This window comes from Hymenobacter sp. BT559 (genome assembly GCF_016427535.1).
Taxonomy (GTDB): Bacteria; Bacteroidota; Bacteroidia; order Cytophagales; family Hymenobacteraceae; genus Hymenobacter.
In genome coordinates, this window is sequence record NZ_JAELXV010000004.1 from 77,991 (window position 1) to 94,443 (window position 16,453).

Below are 16,453 nucleotides of genomic sequence, written 5' to 3' on the forward strand. Positions count from 1 at the left end.
AGTCCAGCCGCTACGCTATTGCTTCAGCAGCTTGTATGTGCCTGCCAGTTCGCCATCTGGGTTGCGGACGTGCACCAGGTACAAGCCCGTAGCCCAGCCGCTGATTTCGAGCGCCTGGTCGGCGCCGGTAGCCGGCCCGGTGTATACCAAGCGGCCGTCGCTGCTGTAGATGTGCAGGGCCTGGCCGGCGCGCAGCCCCTGCAAGTGCACCGTGGTGGTGGCCGGGTTGGGCACGAGGCGCACGGGGCCCGCCGCGCCGCAGGCCACCGCGAGGGTGGCTACGGAGCTGTAGGTGCTGGTGCGGTCCAGGTCCACCACCCGCAGGCGATAGTACCTGGTGCCTTCACCGGGCTGCTGGTCGGTGTAGCTGTAGGTGCCGCCGCTGGCGCTGTTGCGGCTCGCCACGGTAGCTAGCTTCTCAAACAAGTGTCCATCGAAGCTGCGCTCCACCTCAAACCGGTCACTCTGCACTTCGCTGGCCGTGGCCCAGTTGAGGCGTACGCCGCAGGTGCCGCTGGCCGCCGCCCGGAAGCTGGTCAAGGCCACGGGCAGGGGGCTAGGCACTTGCAGCTGCCCTACGCCAAACTGGCTAAAGCTGCTCAAACCCAAGCGCAGGGCATAGCCATCGGCTAGCTTTCGCCCAGCGCCGCCGCTGGGGCTAAGGGTGCCATTGCCGCTGGTCCAGTCGGCCGCGCTGCTACTGGCATCGGGGCGCTTAAGGATAGCGAAGTAATTATCTACCAAACCGCTAAACGGCAGTAGGCTAACCTTGGCGTCGTAGGTGCCGCCGCTGGGCTGGGCGCTGGGCGTGAGGGTCCAGACCCCAGCGCCGTGCACGGCGTAGTAAGGCGTGAGAAAACCGAGTTCCAGGAACCCTAGGTTGGTATCGGTGCCGGGCTTGGGGCCAAAGCGGGCGTCGAGGGTGCTGAAGCCCGTGCCCCGCAGGTTGTGGTCAACCAGCTCGTACAGCGCGTACTGGCTGGCCGTGCCCACCGGAAAGGCGTAGGTGGCCGCCACGTTGCTGGCAATGGCCCGGCGCAGGGTGCCCGCCACGTAGCCGCCTGGGCCGTAGCCGCTAATGCTGGTGGCGGCCGTGTTGCGGTGCACCCACTTGAAGCTGCCCGTAGCGATGCGGCCCGCCGTGAGCACGAGCGTGCCAGTGGTGCTGGCATCAGTAGCCAGCGTGAGGCCGGCGTCGTTATCAACCACCACGCTGCCAAACGTGCCGCCGCTTAGCGTTTGGGCACTGGTACCTAGGAACGTAACCTGGCTGGCGGGAGCGGCCGCAATGGTGCCAGCGGCCAGCCAGTCGCCGTTTACGGCCAGCCGCGCACTGCTGCCTAGGGTAAACGTAGTGCCTACTGGCACGGTAAGCATGTGCACGACGGCCCCGGCGTTGTTGAGGGTGGGCTGCATGGGCACATTGGCTGTCAAACCGTTGCCTAGGTCTACTAGGGCATCGTTTACGTTGATAGTGGCGTCGGTAGTGGCGTCGGGCACAGTGCCGCTGGCCCAGTTGTGGCAATCGAGCCAGTTGCCATCAGCCAGCTCGCCGTTGCCGCTCCAGGTGCCGGCCGCGCCCCCTAGGATGGCGTCGGTCACGATTGGAAACGTGCTGAGGTCTGTGTTGCTAGACGCCCCGCAGCCGCTGGTGGCCGACGTAGCCAAGGCCGTAACCTGGTACTGCATAGCGGCGGTACTGGTCGGAATGGGATAATAGTAGGGCGAGGCCGTGGCGCTTACGTCTTCGTAGGTATCGGTTGTGAGGTTGTGCACGCGCAGGCTGAGGGGGAACTGGGCCGTAGTGAGCGCCAGGCCCCCTACGTCGTTGGTACCATCATAGGCCGTGAAGTCGATACGTAAAAAGTGCGCCCCCTCGGCGGGGCAAGTAGTACGGTTGGTATAGTTGGCCTGTGGCACAAAGCCAAAGCTCCAGCCAGGGTTGTTACCCTGGTTGTTGGCCCCGTTGCGGCCGGCCTCGAAGTAGGCGCCGCCCGTGGCCCGGCTGTCGCGGATATAGGTGTAGTCGGCACAGATGCCGCCCGCGGCCTTGGTCCAGGTAAAGAGGCTGCCGTTTACGGAGCTTTGCAGCGTCACGGGGTTGTTGCGCAGGCCCACCGAGGCCAGCACTGCGCTAGGGCCAAACGTGGTAGTGGTGCCCACCGTGAACACGTAAGCCCGGCCCGGAAAAAAGGTCAGTGTGCCATTAACAGTGTTATTATTCTGAATATTAGTAGACCCCGTCAGCTGCAGGTTGCGAAAGGTGTTGTTGCCCACGAGCGAGCTGATGGTGGTGGGGCTGTTCAGCACGACATCGTAGTAGGGCTGGCCGCTGCCGCCAAAGTAGCTGGCGTTCACGGTGAGCAGCGAGGTGCCCGGTACGATGGTCGTGCCAGCGGCGTTCCAGGTGCCATTAATGTTGAGCCGCGAAGCCCCTAGGTCGAGCACTTTGGTCGCCGCCGTTAGCGTGGCGTAGTTGGCGATGGTCACGGCTTGGTCGTTGGTACTGAGCGTGCCGGCCGTGTGCGAAATGCCCGCCGCGCTGGTAAACCCATCGGCCAGCGTCACGCTGCCGCCGGGCACGTTCACGTTAAGCAAGCTAGTCAGCCGCTGCCCCGCACTAGTGAGGGTACTGGTGGTGTTTGCCCCTAGTATCGACAGGGTGCCGGCCAGGGCTAGGGTCATGCTGGGCGCGGGGGCCCAGGTTACGGAGCCATACACGCCCAGCAGGTTGCCCGCCACGCTGCGCAGGGTCATGCCGTTGGTGGCAGCGCGGCAATCGATGCTGCGGCAGCTCGCCGAGGCCAGGTCGAGCGTCAGCGTTTGCCCCGCAGTCAGAAACGAATTAGCATCCACCACCACATTATCGACGAGCGAAGGGCTGCACTCGCCGCTCGGGCCGCCGCTGCTCAGGCTCCAGTGCGCCACGTCGCTCCAATTGCCGCCGTTATTTACCCAATACAGCGTGCGCGCCGCTGGCAGCGTAATGCTGATGCCCGTATTGCTGCCGTTGTCTACGCCGCCTAGGTCCTGCCACCCCGCGCCGCCCGAAAAAGCGGTGTACTGCAGCGCCACGTATTGCAGCGGCGCATTGCTAGCCGACACAAAGCGCGTAGGCGCACTGGGCGCGGCCGGCCCCGTGATGGTGATAAAATTGGAGCACGTGCCCACGGCGCTCAGCGTGGCTTCGTTCCCGAACGTCTGAGTGACGGAACTACTGAATGTGTACGTCTTGCCGGGGCTCAGCAGCAGCTGCCCCCGGATGGTGTTGTTGCTGCCAATGGTGGCCGACCCATAAAACCGCAGGTTCTGAAAAGTGGAGGCCGAACCCGTGCTACCGACGATGTTAGCCGAGCCTCCGCCCACATTATTACTAAAGTTGACGGTGCCATAGGTCAGGCCCAGCGCCCCGCGGAAGTAGCTATTGTACGTGGCCACGTTGTTGCCATTGAGCATGTTGATGGTGCTGCGGCTGGCATCGAGCGCGACGGCCGACGTGGCCACGCCCCCCACCGGCACGCTGGCCACGTCCCAGGCGTAGTTAGTAGTCAGCACGTTGCCATCGTTGCGGCTGGTGGTACCCAACAGGTTCAGTACGCTGGCGCCTAGGTTCACGGTAGGCGGCGACAGGCTAACGGGGCTGTTTTGCACCGTGCCGGTGCCGTACACCGAATAGTTGAAGGCATAGCCGCTGCTAAACGACTGGGCGTTGATAGTGCGGTCGTTGGTGACAAATGTGCCCGCTTCCACAAATACGCGCCCCGAGGTCGTCACATCATCGAGCAGCGCGTAGGTGCCGCCCGCTGCCCGAAACCACAGGTGCGCCGCCAGGGGCTGCCCGGCCGTGGTGAGCGTGTAGCTGCCCGCCCCCGGCTGGCCCAAAAACAAGTCGACCGCCAGCGTCTGCGTGAGGGCGGCGGGCGGCACCAGCGTGAGCGAGCCAGCCACCGTGAGCATGCACCGCGAGGCCGTGGTCAGCGTGGGCTTGTTCGTAACGCCCGTCCAGTCCATGTTGCGGCACTGCTGCCCGCCGGGGTCCAGCGTCACCACGGCGCCCATGGCCGTGAAGGAGTTCGCATCGAAGTGCACGTTCGTAAACACGTTGGGCACGCAGGTGTTGCCGCCGCCTAGGTCGCCGCTGCGGCTGGCCCAGTGGCTGGGGTCGTGCCAGTTGCCGCTGTTGCCCACCCAGTAGAGGTCGGTCATGGGCAGGCCCTCCATGGCCACGCCCGAGTTGCCGCCCTGGTCGGCGCTGGCCATAGCCACGGCGCCCCCGTTGGCCGGGTAGCCAGCGCTGCCATCCGTAAACGTCAGGTCTTGCAGCACCACGTAGCTCAAGGGGTTTGAGCCCCACCCTCCGCTGCGGGCCAGCAGGGCCGGGCTGCCCGCCAGCGCCGACTGCACCGTGCCAAAGCCCGCGCAGCTGCCACTCGTAGCCAGTGTGGCCCCGCTGCCAAAGCTCAGTACCTTCGAGGTGCCCGCTCCCACCAGCAGCGTGGCATCGGGGCCCAGCGTGAGGCTGCCCCCGGCCCCAATGGTAGCGGCGCTGTTCAGAATGGCCCGGCTAGTTACGTTCAAGGATTTGAACGATGAGTTGGCCACGTTGAAAATTACACCCTGGCCGGCGGTTACGTTTACTTTGTTAAAAGCCAACACCTTGCCCGCGCTAAAGCTAACCGGGCTGGTATAGTTGGTGAGGGCACTGGCCCCAATGTTAATAGTGCTGGTGCCGGCCGTTAGCGTCAGGTTGGGGTTCGTGAGCAATAGGGCGCCGGTGCTGGCTTGCACCAGCAGCGTGGTAGTGCTGCTGCCTAGGTCCAGGGTACCCGCCACCGTACTGGCCGATAAGGTCGAGCCCGTGTAAGTGCTTAGGGTGCTCATGGTGAGCGTGGCACTGCCAAAGCTCACGAGCTTGGCCGCCGAGATATTAACAGTGGACCCCGCCGTGCCATTGAAGGCACTAGTAAACGTCCAGCCACCAGCGGCGTTATCAAACAGCAGCGTCGTCCCGAACAGAACCCCCTGCATATCTACAACCCCGCCCGTGGTGGCCGCCAGCAGCCGGTGGGGCACCGCAATGGGTGCGGCCGTGGCCATGGTGCTGGTATAGCGCAAGTTGCCATTTATCTCCAGCACGCTGCCGGCTCCCGGCGTCCAGGTGGCTTGGCGCACGTTGCCGCTCCAAGTCATGTCGTTGCAGGTCACGGTGCCCGCGATAGTCACACGCTGGTTGTCGACCGAGAAAGAATTGGCGTCAAAATATACGTTATCAGTGCTTTTGGGCACGTTTGGGTAGGCGTTGCCAGGGCCACCGCTGGTGCTGGCCCAGTGCCCTAGGTCGGTCCAGGCACCGGTGTTGCCTACCCAGTAGTAGTTGGCCGCGTGGGCAGCTGTGCTTAGGCCCAGCAAACTCAGCAGCAGGCCGAAGCACCTAAACCAGGCGCTGGCAGCACGGGCCCTAGGTAGAGAAAGCGGTATAAGGCGATAGCAACTCATAATAAACTTATAATCAATCAACACCAAGCAGTAGCACGCCCGTATTATTTCTGCATTAGCCTGACTCAGCACGCAGCACTGCACCCGGCCGTGCTATCTGCTAAGTGCAGTATTTATCTGCTTCTTATGTGCTGGGGGTGGCTGGATGAGTACCCCAGGGAGCATGCTGCTACCCTGCGCGACTTAGAATCTATTTTTGACTGTCATGCTGAGCCCCGCGAAGCATCTCTGTCGTTTCGCTAAATGGCTCTAGCATTGCGACAGAGATGCTTCGCGGGGCTCAGCATGACACGTGTTAAATTCCTAGGCAGGTTCTTAGGAACTGTTGCGGGCAACTTGCTTTAGAAGTAGTGCTGAGCTAATGGCGAAAAACTGAACAGACAGGTGGGTGCAATCACCACCGGTAGGCCCGCAGCAATTGCTTCCGGGCTCCGTACACCAAGCTTGTGCCAGCGCGCTGCTCGCTTGTAAATAACTAATGGTGAATGCGCTACGCAGTGAGTCCATAAGCCCCACTCTCCGAATGCTGGAGTAAGCTCTACTATCTGGAATGGCCACGCTTATGGTGGGCGGCTTTCGTTATGGGTAACTGCAGAAGAAAGCAGGCCCGACAGCCATTAGTGCAGCTAAGTCTGTCTCAAAATAATATGCTACTTTACAGCGTTTTTATTCTATAATAAAAACTCGCTATGAGGTTTGCTTACATGAAATGTGGTTTGTGGTTTGTCGCTGGCTCGTTGCTACTAGCTGAGGCGGCGCACGCCCAGACATCTACGCTAGCCGGTGCCTGGCAAGGGGTAGAAACCTTGCCTGACGACCCGCGCTACTGGCCGGTGGTGCTGCGCCTGCAAGGCTCTGACAATAATTTATTTGGCGTACTGTACCAGGAGGTAGGCGGCCAGGATTATGTCACCGTCAACTTCCAGATGAAAGGGACGCGCACCGCCAATAGCTTGCAGCTCACCCACGTGCGCAAGCTGAACGAAACCGGGCAAACGCCCAGGAGTTACTGGTGCGCCGGGGCCATTACCTTCACCTACGACGCCGCCCAGGAAAAGCTAACTGGCCATGCCGCCTACCGCCCGGTGCACGACTGCGACACCGGCGACTTCACCTTCTACCGCGTCAAGCTCAAATCGGCCGCTACCGTCAAGGCGGGCGCTCTCAGCACCCTGCGAATATCGGGCCGCGACGTGCGCTGGTTTGCCGATGCCGAGCTGAAGCAGCCTGTAAACACCGGCAATACCTACCGCACCAAGCTCACCAAAGCCACTACGTTCTATCTCACCCAGGGCTACTACCCCAGCGCCGAGAGCCCCGTGGTGCCCATTACCATTCAGGTGGCGGGCGCCGCCAAAACGCCACCTAGGGCTACTTCGCCTACACCAGCCCCGGCGCCCAAGCCAACTCCGGCCGACTCGCTGCCCCCGGTGGCTACCCCCGCGCCGCCGGTAGCGGTGGTCCCGCCTGCCCCCGCTGCCCCCACCCCCGCGCCCGTGGTGCTGCCTAAAGTGCTCTTCAAGCTGGGCAAAGCCGAGCTGCTATCCGAGTCGGGCCCGGCCCTCGACAAGCTGGTGTCCGACCTACAGGCCAACCCAGCACTGCGCCTGCGCGTGGCGGGCCACACCGACCGCATCGGCGAGCCCGGCAAAAACCAGGTGCTTTCGGAGCAGCGCGCCGCGGCCGTAAAAGCCTATCTGGTGAAAGCCGGCGTGGCCGCCGCCCGTCTCGAAACCATTGGCTACGGCGACAGCCGCCCGCTCTACCCCTCCCCCGATGTGCGCAACCGGCGCGTGGAGGTCGAGCAGCTACCCTAGGGCGGGGCGGCGCGTATTTTTGCGGTTTCCCTCATGGCCGACGACTTTCGCGCTTCCCTCCTAGCCCAGCTGGTAGCCCGCATTGCGGCGCTGCAATCTACTGGCGACCAACATTATCCGGCAGGCTTGTTTCCGAGCCTGCGCTGGAAGAAGGCGCTGGGCTACCGGCGCCCCGACACGAATGGCTTTTTCACGTCGCTCATCGTATTCACGCTGCGTGAGCGGCAGGCGCAGTTGCCCGCCGCGAGCCAGGCGGTAGTAGACGACATTGCAGCTAAGGCGCTGGCTATCTACCCACTGTACCAAAGCAAGAGCGGGCAGGCCACCTACAATTTCTACCCGCCCCGGCCCAAGCAGCACTTTCCGCATGGCTATCTACTGCACCGCACCCGGCATTTTGCCGCGCCCGACGACCTCGACTCAACCTCGCTAGCGTACTTGAGCTACCCGCGCTCAGACGCCGAAAACCGCTGGCTCAAGGCCAAGCTGCAAGCCCACGCTAACACCGTGAAGGGCTGGGCCGCCACCGGCCCTAGGTCGTTTCGGTGTAAGAAAGTTTACTCGGCCTGGTTTGGCGAGCGCATGCCCATTGACATGGATGCCAGCACCTTATCCAACGGCATGCTGTGGGCCGTGCGCACGGGGATGCCGCTCAATGAGTTTGACGAGGATAGCCTAGCTTTTATCAACTGGACCATTACCTCAGGCGAGTATCGCCGCCGCCCGCTCGATGTGTCGGCCTACTACGCCACGGCGCCACTCATTGCCTACCACGTGGGGCGCCTGCTGGCCGAGGCCGAGCTGCCGCAGTTGGCCGACGCCCGCGCCACCCTGCGCCGCGACTTGCCGCAGCTGCTAGCGGCCGCGCCAACCTTCATGGATAAGGTACTGCTGGCCACTACCCTACTGCGCCTGGGCGGGCAGCCCGCACCGCTCCTCGACCCCGCCTGGACGCTGGCCGAACTAGAACAGCGGAGCCGCGGCCTGTACTTCTGCATTGCGCCGCTACTCAATTACTACCCCCAAACGCGCTGGTTGGCCCGCTGGCGCCTCAGCCAGATTGACTGGGAGTGCCCCGCCCACTCGCTGGCGCTAGTAGCCGAGTACGTAGCCCTAGGTGGGGAATAGGAGTAAAATATTATGTATCCTAACGTGTTACCCCACCCCCGGCCCCTCCCCTCCGGGAGAGGGGAGCCGGACGACTGAATGACGGTCGCTTGCGGTTGGCTCCCCTCTCCCGGAGGGGAGGGGCCGGGGGTGGGGTCGTACGAGCGGCGAGCAATTATTTAGCTAAAATTAGCACTGCGCAAACACCTCCTGGCCAATCACCTGCGCTTGTTGAAACGCCGCCTTATCGATGCGTAGCAGCTCGCCCTGCGACTCCAAAAACGCCAGCAGGTTCTCAGTGGCCAGGTTGCCAGTGAGCGTGTCGGCGGCCATGGGGCAGCCGCCTATGCCACCTAGGGCACTGTCGAAGCGGCGGCAGCCGGCCTCGTAGGCGGCTTGCACGTTGGCCTGCCAGGTGGCGAGCGTGGTGTGCAGGTGCGCCCCAAACTCGATGTGCGGGAACGCCGGAATCAACTCTTTGAACAAGGGCGTAATAAGGGCCGGCGTAGCTGCCCCGATAGTATCGGACAGCGCCACAATGCGCACGCCCAGCGCCGCCAGCTCGGCCGTGAACTCGGCTACTATGGCGGGGCTCCAGGGGTCGCCGTAGGGGTTGCCGAAGCCCATGGAGAGGTACACCACCAGCGTTTTGCCGCTGCGCTCGCAGAGGGCGTGCATGGCGGCCACGTCGGCGCGGGCCTGGGCCAGCGTCTGGTTGGTGTTGCGGCGCTGGAAGGTCTCGCTCACCGACAGCGGAAAGCCTAGGTAGCTGATTTCGGGATAGCCGACAGCCTGCTCGGCCCCGCGCTGGTTGGCCACGATGGCCAGTAGCTTGGTCGATGTCTGGCTAAGGTCGAGGCCGGACAGCACCTCGGCCGTGTCGTGCAGCTGCGGAATAGCCTTGGGCGATACGAACGAGCCAAAGTCGAGCACGTCGAACCCCACCGCGAGCAGCTGCTGGAGGTAGGCCGTTTTGGTGGCCGTCGGGATGAAGTCGGCCAGGCCCTGCATGGCATCGCGGGGGCACTCGGTGAGCACTAAAGGAGACGTAGACACGGGTGGGAAGCTAGGTAAGTACGGGGCCGCAAAAGTAGGCAGGGCCGCCGCCCCTGGGGACGCTTCTCCCCGAACTTGCCCGCCGCGGCCTGTGTTGCAGGGCCATGCCCTTTTCGTTACTTACCGCCCTCGGCACGCGCCGGGCCGGCGGCTTGCTGCTAGCCTTGCTAGTAGTATTCAGCAGCTGCAGCACCTCCCAAACGCTGACGACGCTGTTCCAAAAAACCACCCCGCACGAAGACTACGCCCGCGCCCTCGACCGGGCCGGCCTGCGCAATGCCGCCCTAGGGCAGCGCTGGCAAGCCGCCGCCGACCAAGCCCTGCGCGACTCGCTGGTGGTGGCGCTGCCCGTGCTCGAAACTGGGTTCTTTCGGGCCGACCAGCCCACGGCCGCCAGCTATCGCTACCAGGTGCTGGCCGGCGAGCAGGTGCACGTGCGCCTGAGTTTGCAGCCGGGCGTGGCCCCGGCCCGCGTGTTTGTCGATGCCTTTGCCCTGGCGCCCGGCCAGCAGCCCGAGCTAGTGAAGTGGACCACTACCGACACCACGGCCGGCACCCTCGACCTGCGCTACCGCATCGAGGCCAGCGGGCAGCACCTGCTGCGCGTGCAAGCCGAGCTGCTGGCGGCCGGCCGCTACACCCTGCGCCTGTGGCGCGAGCCTAGCCTGAGTAACTTCCCGGTGCGCGGGCGCGGCGACCAGGCCGTGGGCAGCTTCTGGGGTGCCGAGCGCGATGGCGGGGCACGCCGCCACGAAGGCGTTGACATCTTTGCCCCACGTGGCACGCCCGCCGTGGCGGCGGCCGCCGGCGTCATTACGCGGGTAGGTGACACCAAAATCGGGGGCCGCGTGGTGTGGCTGCTCGATGCCGCTACTGGCCAGCACCTCTACTACGCGCACCTCGACCGCCAGCTAGTGCAGGCCGGCCAGCACGTGTGTCCCGGCGACACCCTAGGGCTGGTGGGCAACACCGGCAACGCCCGCACCACGGTGCCGCACCTGCACTTTGGCATCTACAAGAGTGGCCGCGGCGCCGTTGACCCCTGGCCCTACCTACACCGCGCCGACCCCGTGCCAGCAGCCCTGCCCGCCTCGGCCGGTGAGTACCTAGGCCAATGGGTGCGGCTGCGCAGCGCCAAGCCTGGCACTCAGTTTAAGCTAACTGATAGCCGCACCGAACTCCTGACCAGTAGCACGCCCCTGCGCGTGCTAGGCCAGCAGCGCGAGCGCCTGCGTGTGGAGCTGCCCGACGGCCGCCGCGGCTACGTGGCTACCCGCAACGTAGCTCCGGCGCAGCCCCTGCGCCGCCTCACGCTGCCCGCCGAGGTAGAAATTCAGGCCCAGCCGGCACCAGTGGCCGCTGCGCTGGCCGCTTGGCCGGCGCGCACGCCCGTGGTAGTGCTGGGCCGCGCGAGTGGCTACGCGCTGCTGCGCGGCCCGGCCGGGCAAGAGGGCTGGGCCCGTATTTAATTAGTCTTGGCTAAGCGCCTCAGGTGATTCGCTTTTACGCGCCTAGGGTGCTTTCACTAGCGTAAAGTGCACGGCCTGCTGCCCTAGGTGCCCCGTGGCTTGTAGGCTGCCGGATGCGGCAGGTGAGAGCGTGGCCGTGAGCGTATCGGGCCGTGGCGTGGGGCGGCGCCACACTACGCGCAATCGCCGCCGGCTGGCCTCGTAGGTGTAGTTTCCGTACAGGCGCCGCTTCGTGTCGTTAAACTCAAACACGCAGTCGTGGTCGATATCTAGGTACACGGTCGTCAACACGCTGTCTTGGCACGAGTGCGCCGCTAGGGCGCGGCCGTTGAGCTGGACGTTGCGCACGGCATATTTACCGGTGAGCTGCGGATAGGTATCCGGAAACTCGTGGACACTTAGCAAAAGCAAAGGGCCGTACACCACCGATAAGCGGAGCAGCGTGCGAACCAGCGGCCGGCGAATAGCGAGCCGAGGCAGGTGCGGGGGCGTGCGTAGAAAAAGCGTAATCAGCCGCTCATAGTCCAGCCCTCCTAGGTACAGCAGGCAAATGAAATGAATCAGCGCCTGCATGAACACGCCCACCGGCAGCTGGTAGAAATAATCGACGAGCAGGATGTTGACCATTACCGGCAGCAAGGTCAGCACGCCCAGCAGCCGCGTGCGGTGAAACAGCAGCAGCAACGCGCCCCCGATTTGCAGCGCCCCAATCGTGCACCGATACGGATAGGAGTACCCAAAATAGGCCCAGGTCAGGTCTTCGCCGGAGAAGCTACTGAAGGGCAAATCGAGCATGCCCAGCGGCACAAAAAACTGAAGCTTAAAAATTTTCTGCCACCCAATCAGCGATAAGTCGAAGGCGACGGCATAGCGCAGCACCCCTTGCCAGAAAGCCAGAATAGACGCATCGGCGGGCCGGCCCACCGGCTGCCGTCCCCAATAAACGCCGTAGCCGATGGCGCCCACCAGCACGAGCACGGCCCCGGCAAGCAGCCCAGCATACGGGGCCCAGGGGCCAACCACCCACCGGCCGACGCGCAGTAGCACGGCCCCGGCTACCAGGCCAGCCAGCGAACACACTAGTAGTTTGGCGTGCCCCCTAGGGCGGAAAGCAATGGTCGGCGGGGCCATGAGCGAGGGGAGGGTTAAGGAGGGAAAGCTCAAACCTCACCCCGCCCCGCTCCCACCGCGTTCGGCCTTATCCAACCGAACCCATTGGGGGCAGCCAAGCCCGGCCCGGCGGCGCCGGCTGTGGGGCGCTACCGGCCCGCACCTGTTGCAAAAACTGACTGGGCGTCAGGCCAGTTACTTTCTTGAAGGTGGTATTAAACGTAGTCTTAGAGCTAAAGCCGGCCTCGAAGGCGATGCCCACCATGCTTAGGTGCTGGTGCTGGGCCGAGGCTAGCAGCCGCTGCGCCTCGGCCACCCGGTAGGCATTGATAAACTGGAAGAAATTAACCCTGAACCCCTCATTGAGCACGTAGGAAAGCTCGTGGGTGGAGAGGCCCGCCCGCTCTGCCAAGGCCGGCAAGCTCAGGTCGGCTTCTAGGTATACTTTTTCAGCTTGTAGTAGCTGAAGCAGGCGCTGCTGCCAGTACGCCACCTGGCTTGGTGACAGGCGCGCCTGCTTGGGGGCAGCGGGCGCCGGGCCAGGCAGCGCGGGCGAGTCTTGCTGCCACAGCTCCTGAAGCTCGGCCCGTACCGGGGCCGGAAAGGCGAACACCTCGGGCTGGCGCAGGGCATAGTGGGCCAAGTAAAACACCGCACCTAGGTAGCCGACCGGGGTAAGCGCGAGCACCCAGCCTAGGTGGAAAAAAAGCTCATTCAGCCATAGCCCCACTAGCAGCGCCAAGCCCCACAGCACCTGCTTGAGCCACTGCAAATTGACTGGCTCTGGCTGCGCCGTGAGTTGTGGCAAGTGCTGTTGATGCCGCCGTAGGGCCAGGTAAGCCGCCAGCCAGTAGCCGATAGCCTGCACTTTAGGCGTCGTAAAAACCAGCAGGCGGCTAGCCGGAGCAGCACTGCTTGGCACCGCACCCAACGACCACCAGCCCAGGAGCGGGGGCAGCATTACCAGCAAAAACAGCAGCCAGGGCAGAAAATGAAGTCCGTCGCGCCACCGCGGCGGGCGGCTGGGCGCGGTGAACTGCACCACGCTCAAGTAAAAGGCCGGGGCCATGGCAAGGCGCGTCAGCTCTAGCCACCCGGGCAGGCTTGGGTAGTGCGCGGCTACCGTGGTGCCCGGCAGCACGCGGCCCAGCAATACGCACCCCACGCACGCCAGAAAAACTCCTAGCCACCGATTGGCCAGTTGGTTTACGCGGAGCGCGTTTGTAATCAGCAAGAACGCTAGCAGCAGCACGCCACCGCAAGCAAGGGAGTATACTAGTGGCACGGGCAAGCAACTGGATAGGAAAGGGTACTTGCTGGTGAAGATAGAAGAGAGAGGTTATGATTCGCTAAGTGCTGCGCTTGCCTACCTAGGATAAAGTAAATACCTTCCCTTTCTTCATAATCAACTTACATTTAGGCAGATATTTGCTCGCCTTCTACCTAAGTATACTCGTTCGCTTGGATAGGATGGCACACCTTGGCAAGGGCAGAAACCGAGCTTTGCCTTATTGGAGACCCTTTACTGCTTGAAGACACTCCTCTTTTTAAAGAAAGTAAGCTATGCACTGGATTCTGCGCGTGGGGTTATGTCTGGGGCTATTGGCAGTTGCCCCAGGGTTAGTAGTGGCACAGGAGGCAGCGGCCCCGGTGGGCGATGGCTTGCTGGGCAGTTATTACCGGGGGCGCAATTTTGAAGAGTTCCGGCACCGCCAGGTCGATGCCACCATCGACTTTCAACGCCGCAACCAGGCCCCGGCGGAAGGAGTACCGGCCGAGGACTTTTCGGCTCGCTGGACGGGCTGGCTGCGTGTACCTACGAGTGGCCACTACGTGCTGCACCTCGTTGTGGACGATGGTGCCCGGCTCTGGCTCGACGGCCGCCTCCTACTCAATGAATGGCGCGGTCAATCCGTCAGCTCATACACGCTCGACCTCAACCTGCAAGCGGGCCGCGCCTATGCCCTACGCCTCGACTATTGCCAATATGGGGCCGATTCGTATGCGCAGCTCGCTTGGGTGCGGCCCGAGCAGCTGGCGAAAGCGGAGCAGGCGGTTTCGTGGCGAACCCTGTGGGGCCTGGTCGCCGACCCGCCGCAACGTACGGTCATTCCCACTCGCTACCTCTTCAGCTATAACCCGACCCCGCAACCAGTGCCAGCACCCGCTCGCCCTGCCCCCCTGGTGCGGCGTCCGCAGGCACCGGTGCCGACCCCGCGCCACGTGAGCCGCCCTCTGGCCCACCGCCAGCCACCTGCTCGGGCCCGACAACCGGTGGCCACACCGCCTCGGCCGGCCTTGCCCGTTGCCGCACCTGTTTCGATAACTCCAGCAGATACCCGGCTGGCTGAGCAACTAGCACAGGGCCAGGCGCTGGTTTGGCCCAATCTATATTTTGCGCAGGGCCAAGCCGACCTGCTGCCAGCCGCGCGGGTTAGCCTCGATACGCTGGCGACCATTTTGCGTCAGCAGCCGGGGCTGCGGCTGCAAGTGCAAGGGCACACCGATAACCAAGGCGATTCGGTCCTTAATCGCCAGCTATCGCAGCGGCGCGCCGAAGCAGTTTGCCGCTACCTCGTGGCGGGCGGCGTCGCCGATGGTCGCTTACAAGCGAAGGGATATGGTGGCTCTCGCCCCGTTGCCGATAACCGCGTAGTAGGACTTCGGGCACGCAATCGGCGGGTGGTCTTGCAGCCACTACCTTAGCTAACAGCTCGGCAGCTCGCTGCTACTACGCCGCATATCCCTTGCCTTTTAATTCAAAACCCCCAAGCGCCCTACCTAGGACACTTGGGGGTTTTGGTTAGAGGTGTAGCGGTTGCTTATTCGCTCAGCACCACGGCGCGGCCGAGCTGGCGCGAGTACGCCAGGCGGCGGTCGTTGCCGCCGACACTAGGATACTCGAAGCTGATGGCATTGGGGTCGGCGAGCAGCGTGGCCCAGGCTTTGGCATCGAGGCCGGCGGGCCGGCGGGTGCTGCTGGGCACTGCCAGCGCTGCGAAGTGGTCTTCGCTGAAAAAGCCGTTCATGCGCCGCAGTATCGTAATCTCCTGGTCGCGCACGGTAGTTAGCTTGCTGCTCTGCGTCTCGGTGCCTTGCAGCAGGGCGCGGGCGGGCATTACTTCGTGGCGCAGCGTATCGCCCTTGGCCGTGAGCACAATAAGGTGCAGGCGGCTGGTAAGGATGCGCGGCCCACGCAGCTGCAACAAGAAGTTGTCTTTGGTTTTGGGGTCCGAAAAGCTGTGGCTGGCGCGCACTGTGTTGAGCACGGTGGCGCCGCTTACGCGGCGGCCCGCCCCGGAAGGCGGAATGTACAGGCTACGAGGGTCTTTGGTCGAAGCCGCTAGTTCGTGCTCCGAGTTTACGCAGGAGGTACCTAGCTGGAGTAGACCAGCTACCGCAAGCATAGTAATAATCGACGTTTTCATAGGTGGGAAAAGGATAACAAGAACCGCGCCGCCTAGGTCGCTCACTGGGCCACGGCGCCATGTTTATGTACGAATAATGAGTTTGGCAAGATTTAAAACCACCCGATTTCTAGGCCCAGCACATAGCGCGGTGGCTGCAGCGGCGCGCCGCCCTCCAGGGGCCGCAGGGCCTCGCTGAGGCGATAGCGACCTACCAGCGCCAGCGGGCCGCTGCCCAGGCGCAGGCCCACGCCGCCCAGCCAGCGCTGCAGGTAGGGCGGCTGGTGCCGGGTCACTTCAAGCCGGCCCTCAGTGGTTGTCTCGTCGATGGTCGTGTGGTTGGCACCTAGGGTGGGGCCACCGTAGGCGAGCAGGTCGAGGTAGGTGCCGACCACGTTGCCCCGCGGGCGCAGGCCAGCATTTAAGCGCAGACCTATTTCGCCTTGCAGCTGGTGATAAGTCAGCGTTTCAGTATCGTGCAGGGGCCCGAAGGGCGGGGCTTTGGGGCCCGCATCTTGGGCCAGCGCGTAGCGCAGGTAGGCATAGCGCAGGTCGGCGGTGAGCGCCAAGTTATCGGTAAAGCGGCGCTTGAGGCGCCCTCCTAGCTGCACCTCGGTCGAGCCCACGCCGTAGCGCAGCGGCAGACCCGCGCTGCTGCCCCCCAGCACCAGCCCGTAGCCGGTGTAGAAGTGCCCAAAGTAGCGGCGGTTGGGCCCCGTGCGGGGGGGCAAGGTATCGCGGGCCACGTCAGCTTGCAGCAGCACCTGCTGGGCACGCGCCACCGGCCCGGCCCCGCCAAGGCTCGCTACCAGTAGCCACGCGTACTTATTTTTCATAGAAAGAGCAACTTACGGGAATTCAGAAGCACAAAAGAGACCTTCTGGGTTGGAGGCGATTGGCTAATCTAAGCAACGAGCTTATTGGCACAATGCCAGAAATTCCAGCGAAGCTACTAGCAATAGGAGTCCATTTGCTACCTAGGGGGTTGCAG

At 63.5% G+C, this 16,453-nt stretch carries 10 protein-coding genes; 4 read left to right on the plus strand and 6 right to left on the minus strand.

What is annotated here, in order from left to right:
- Positions 1-15 precede the first annotated feature (15 nt).
- Positions 16-5,496 carry a T9SS type A sorting domain-containing protein gene (locus JAO77_RS14880; protein ID WP_198991168.1) on the minus strand — a complete coding sequence of 1,827 codons (5,481 nt, stop codon included), beginning with the start codon at positions 5,494-5,496 and terminating at the stop codon, positions 16-18.
- Positions 5,497-6,185: 689 nt separating this feature from the next.
- On the opposite strand from JAO77_RS14880, the gene JAO77_RS14885 reads away from it, so the two are divergent.
- A complete protein-coding gene (locus JAO77_RS14885) occupies positions 6,186-7,313 on the plus strand; it encodes an OmpA family protein (protein ID WP_198991169.1) in 1,128 nt (375 codons plus the stop codon).
- A 33-nt stretch (positions 7,314-7,346) separates the two neighbouring features.
- Complete coding sequence (locus JAO77_RS14890) at positions 7,347-8,441, plus strand: hypothetical protein (RefSeq protein WP_198991170.1); 1,095 nt, start codon at positions 7,347-7,349, stop codon at positions 8,439-8,441.
- 168 nt (positions 8,442-8,609) lie between these two features.
- Here JAO77_RS14890 and JAO77_RS14895 read toward each other — a convergent pair whose 3' ends face one another.
- The gene (locus tag JAO77_RS14895) at positions 8,610-9,431 is read right to left on the minus strand and encodes a hydroxymethylglutaryl-CoA lyase (RefSeq protein ID WP_198991445.1); all 822 of its coding nucleotides are present in this window, start codon (positions 9,429-9,431) and stop codon (positions 8,610-8,612) included.
- Positions 9,432-9,580: 149 nt separating this feature from the next.
- Here JAO77_RS14895 and JAO77_RS14900 point away from each other — a divergent pair, with 149 nt between their 5' ends.
- Positions 9,581-10,945, plus strand: coding sequence for a M23 family metallopeptidase (locus JAO77_RS14900; RefSeq protein WP_198991171.1), 1,365 nt, complete (start codon positions 9,581-9,583; stop codon positions 10,943-10,945).
- 42 nt (positions 10,946-10,987) lie between these two features.
- Here the strand turns inward: JAO77_RS14900 and JAO77_RS14905 are convergent, their stop codons facing one another.
- Together JAO77_RS14905 and JAO77_RS14910 are read right to left on the minus strand one after the other, a co-directional pair.
- A complete protein-coding gene (locus tag JAO77_RS14905; protein WP_198991172.1) occupies positions 10,988-12,109 on the minus strand; it encodes a hypothetical protein in 1,122 nt (373 codons plus the stop codon).
- Between the two features lie 34 nt (positions 12,110-12,143).
- Positions 12,144-13,307, minus strand: coding sequence for a helix-turn-helix domain-containing protein (locus tag JAO77_RS14910; protein WP_198991173.1), 1,164 nt, complete (start codon positions 13,305-13,307; stop codon positions 12,144-12,146).
- Between the two features lie 311 nt (positions 13,308-13,618).
- Here JAO77_RS14910 and JAO77_RS14915 point away from each other — a divergent pair, with 311 nt between their 5' ends.
- Complete coding sequence (locus JAO77_RS14915; RefSeq protein ID WP_198991174.1) at positions 13,619-14,761, plus strand: PA14 domain-containing protein; 1,143 nt, start codon at positions 13,619-13,621, stop codon at positions 14,759-14,761.
- Positions 14,762-14,877: 116 nt separating this feature from the next.
- On the opposite strand, the gene JAO77_RS14920 is transcribed toward JAO77_RS14915, so the two are convergent.
- Positions 14,878-15,483, minus strand: coding sequence for a hypothetical protein (locus tag JAO77_RS14920; protein WP_198991175.1), 606 nt, complete (start codon positions 15,481-15,483; stop codon positions 14,878-14,880).
- Positions 15,484-15,575: 92 nt separating this feature from the next.
- The gene (locus tag JAO77_RS14925; protein WP_198991176.1) at positions 15,576-16,298 is read right to left on the minus strand and encodes a hypothetical protein; all 723 of its coding nucleotides are present in this window, start codon (positions 16,296-16,298) and stop codon (positions 15,576-15,578) included.
- Positions 16,299-16,453: the final 155 nt, after the last annotated feature.

Coding starts and splice junctions, on each gene's coding strand:
- JAO77_RS14880 (WP_198991168.1), bottom strand. CDS start 5,496: ATGAGTTGCTATCGCCTTATACCGCTTTCTCTACCTAGGGCCCGTGCT.
- JAO77_RS14885 (WP_198991169.1), top strand. CDS start 6,186: ATGAGGTTTGCTTACATGAAATGTGGTTTGTGGTTTGTCGCTGGCTCG.
- JAO77_RS14890 (WP_198991170.1), top strand. CDS start 7,347: ATGGCCGACGACTTTCGCGCTTCCCTCCTAGCCCAGCTGGTAGCCCGC.
- JAO77_RS14895 (WP_198991445.1), bottom strand. CDS start 9,431: ATGCAGGGCCTGGCCGACTTCATCCCGACGGCCACCAAAACGGCCTAC.
- JAO77_RS14900 (WP_198991171.1), top strand. CDS start 9,581: ATGCCCTTTTCGTTACTTACCGCCCTCGGCACGCGCCGGGCCGGCGGC.
- JAO77_RS14915 (WP_198991174.1), top strand. CDS start 13,619: ATGCACTGGATTCTGCGCGTGGGGTTATGTCTGGGGCTATTGGCAGTT.
- JAO77_RS14920 (WP_198991175.1), bottom strand. CDS start 15,483: ATGAAAACGTCGATTATTACTATGCTTGCGGTAGCTGGTCTACTCCAG.
- JAO77_RS14925 (WP_198991176.1), bottom strand. CDS start 16,298: ATGAAAAATAAGTACGCGTGGCTACTGGTAGCGAGCCTTGGCGGGGCC.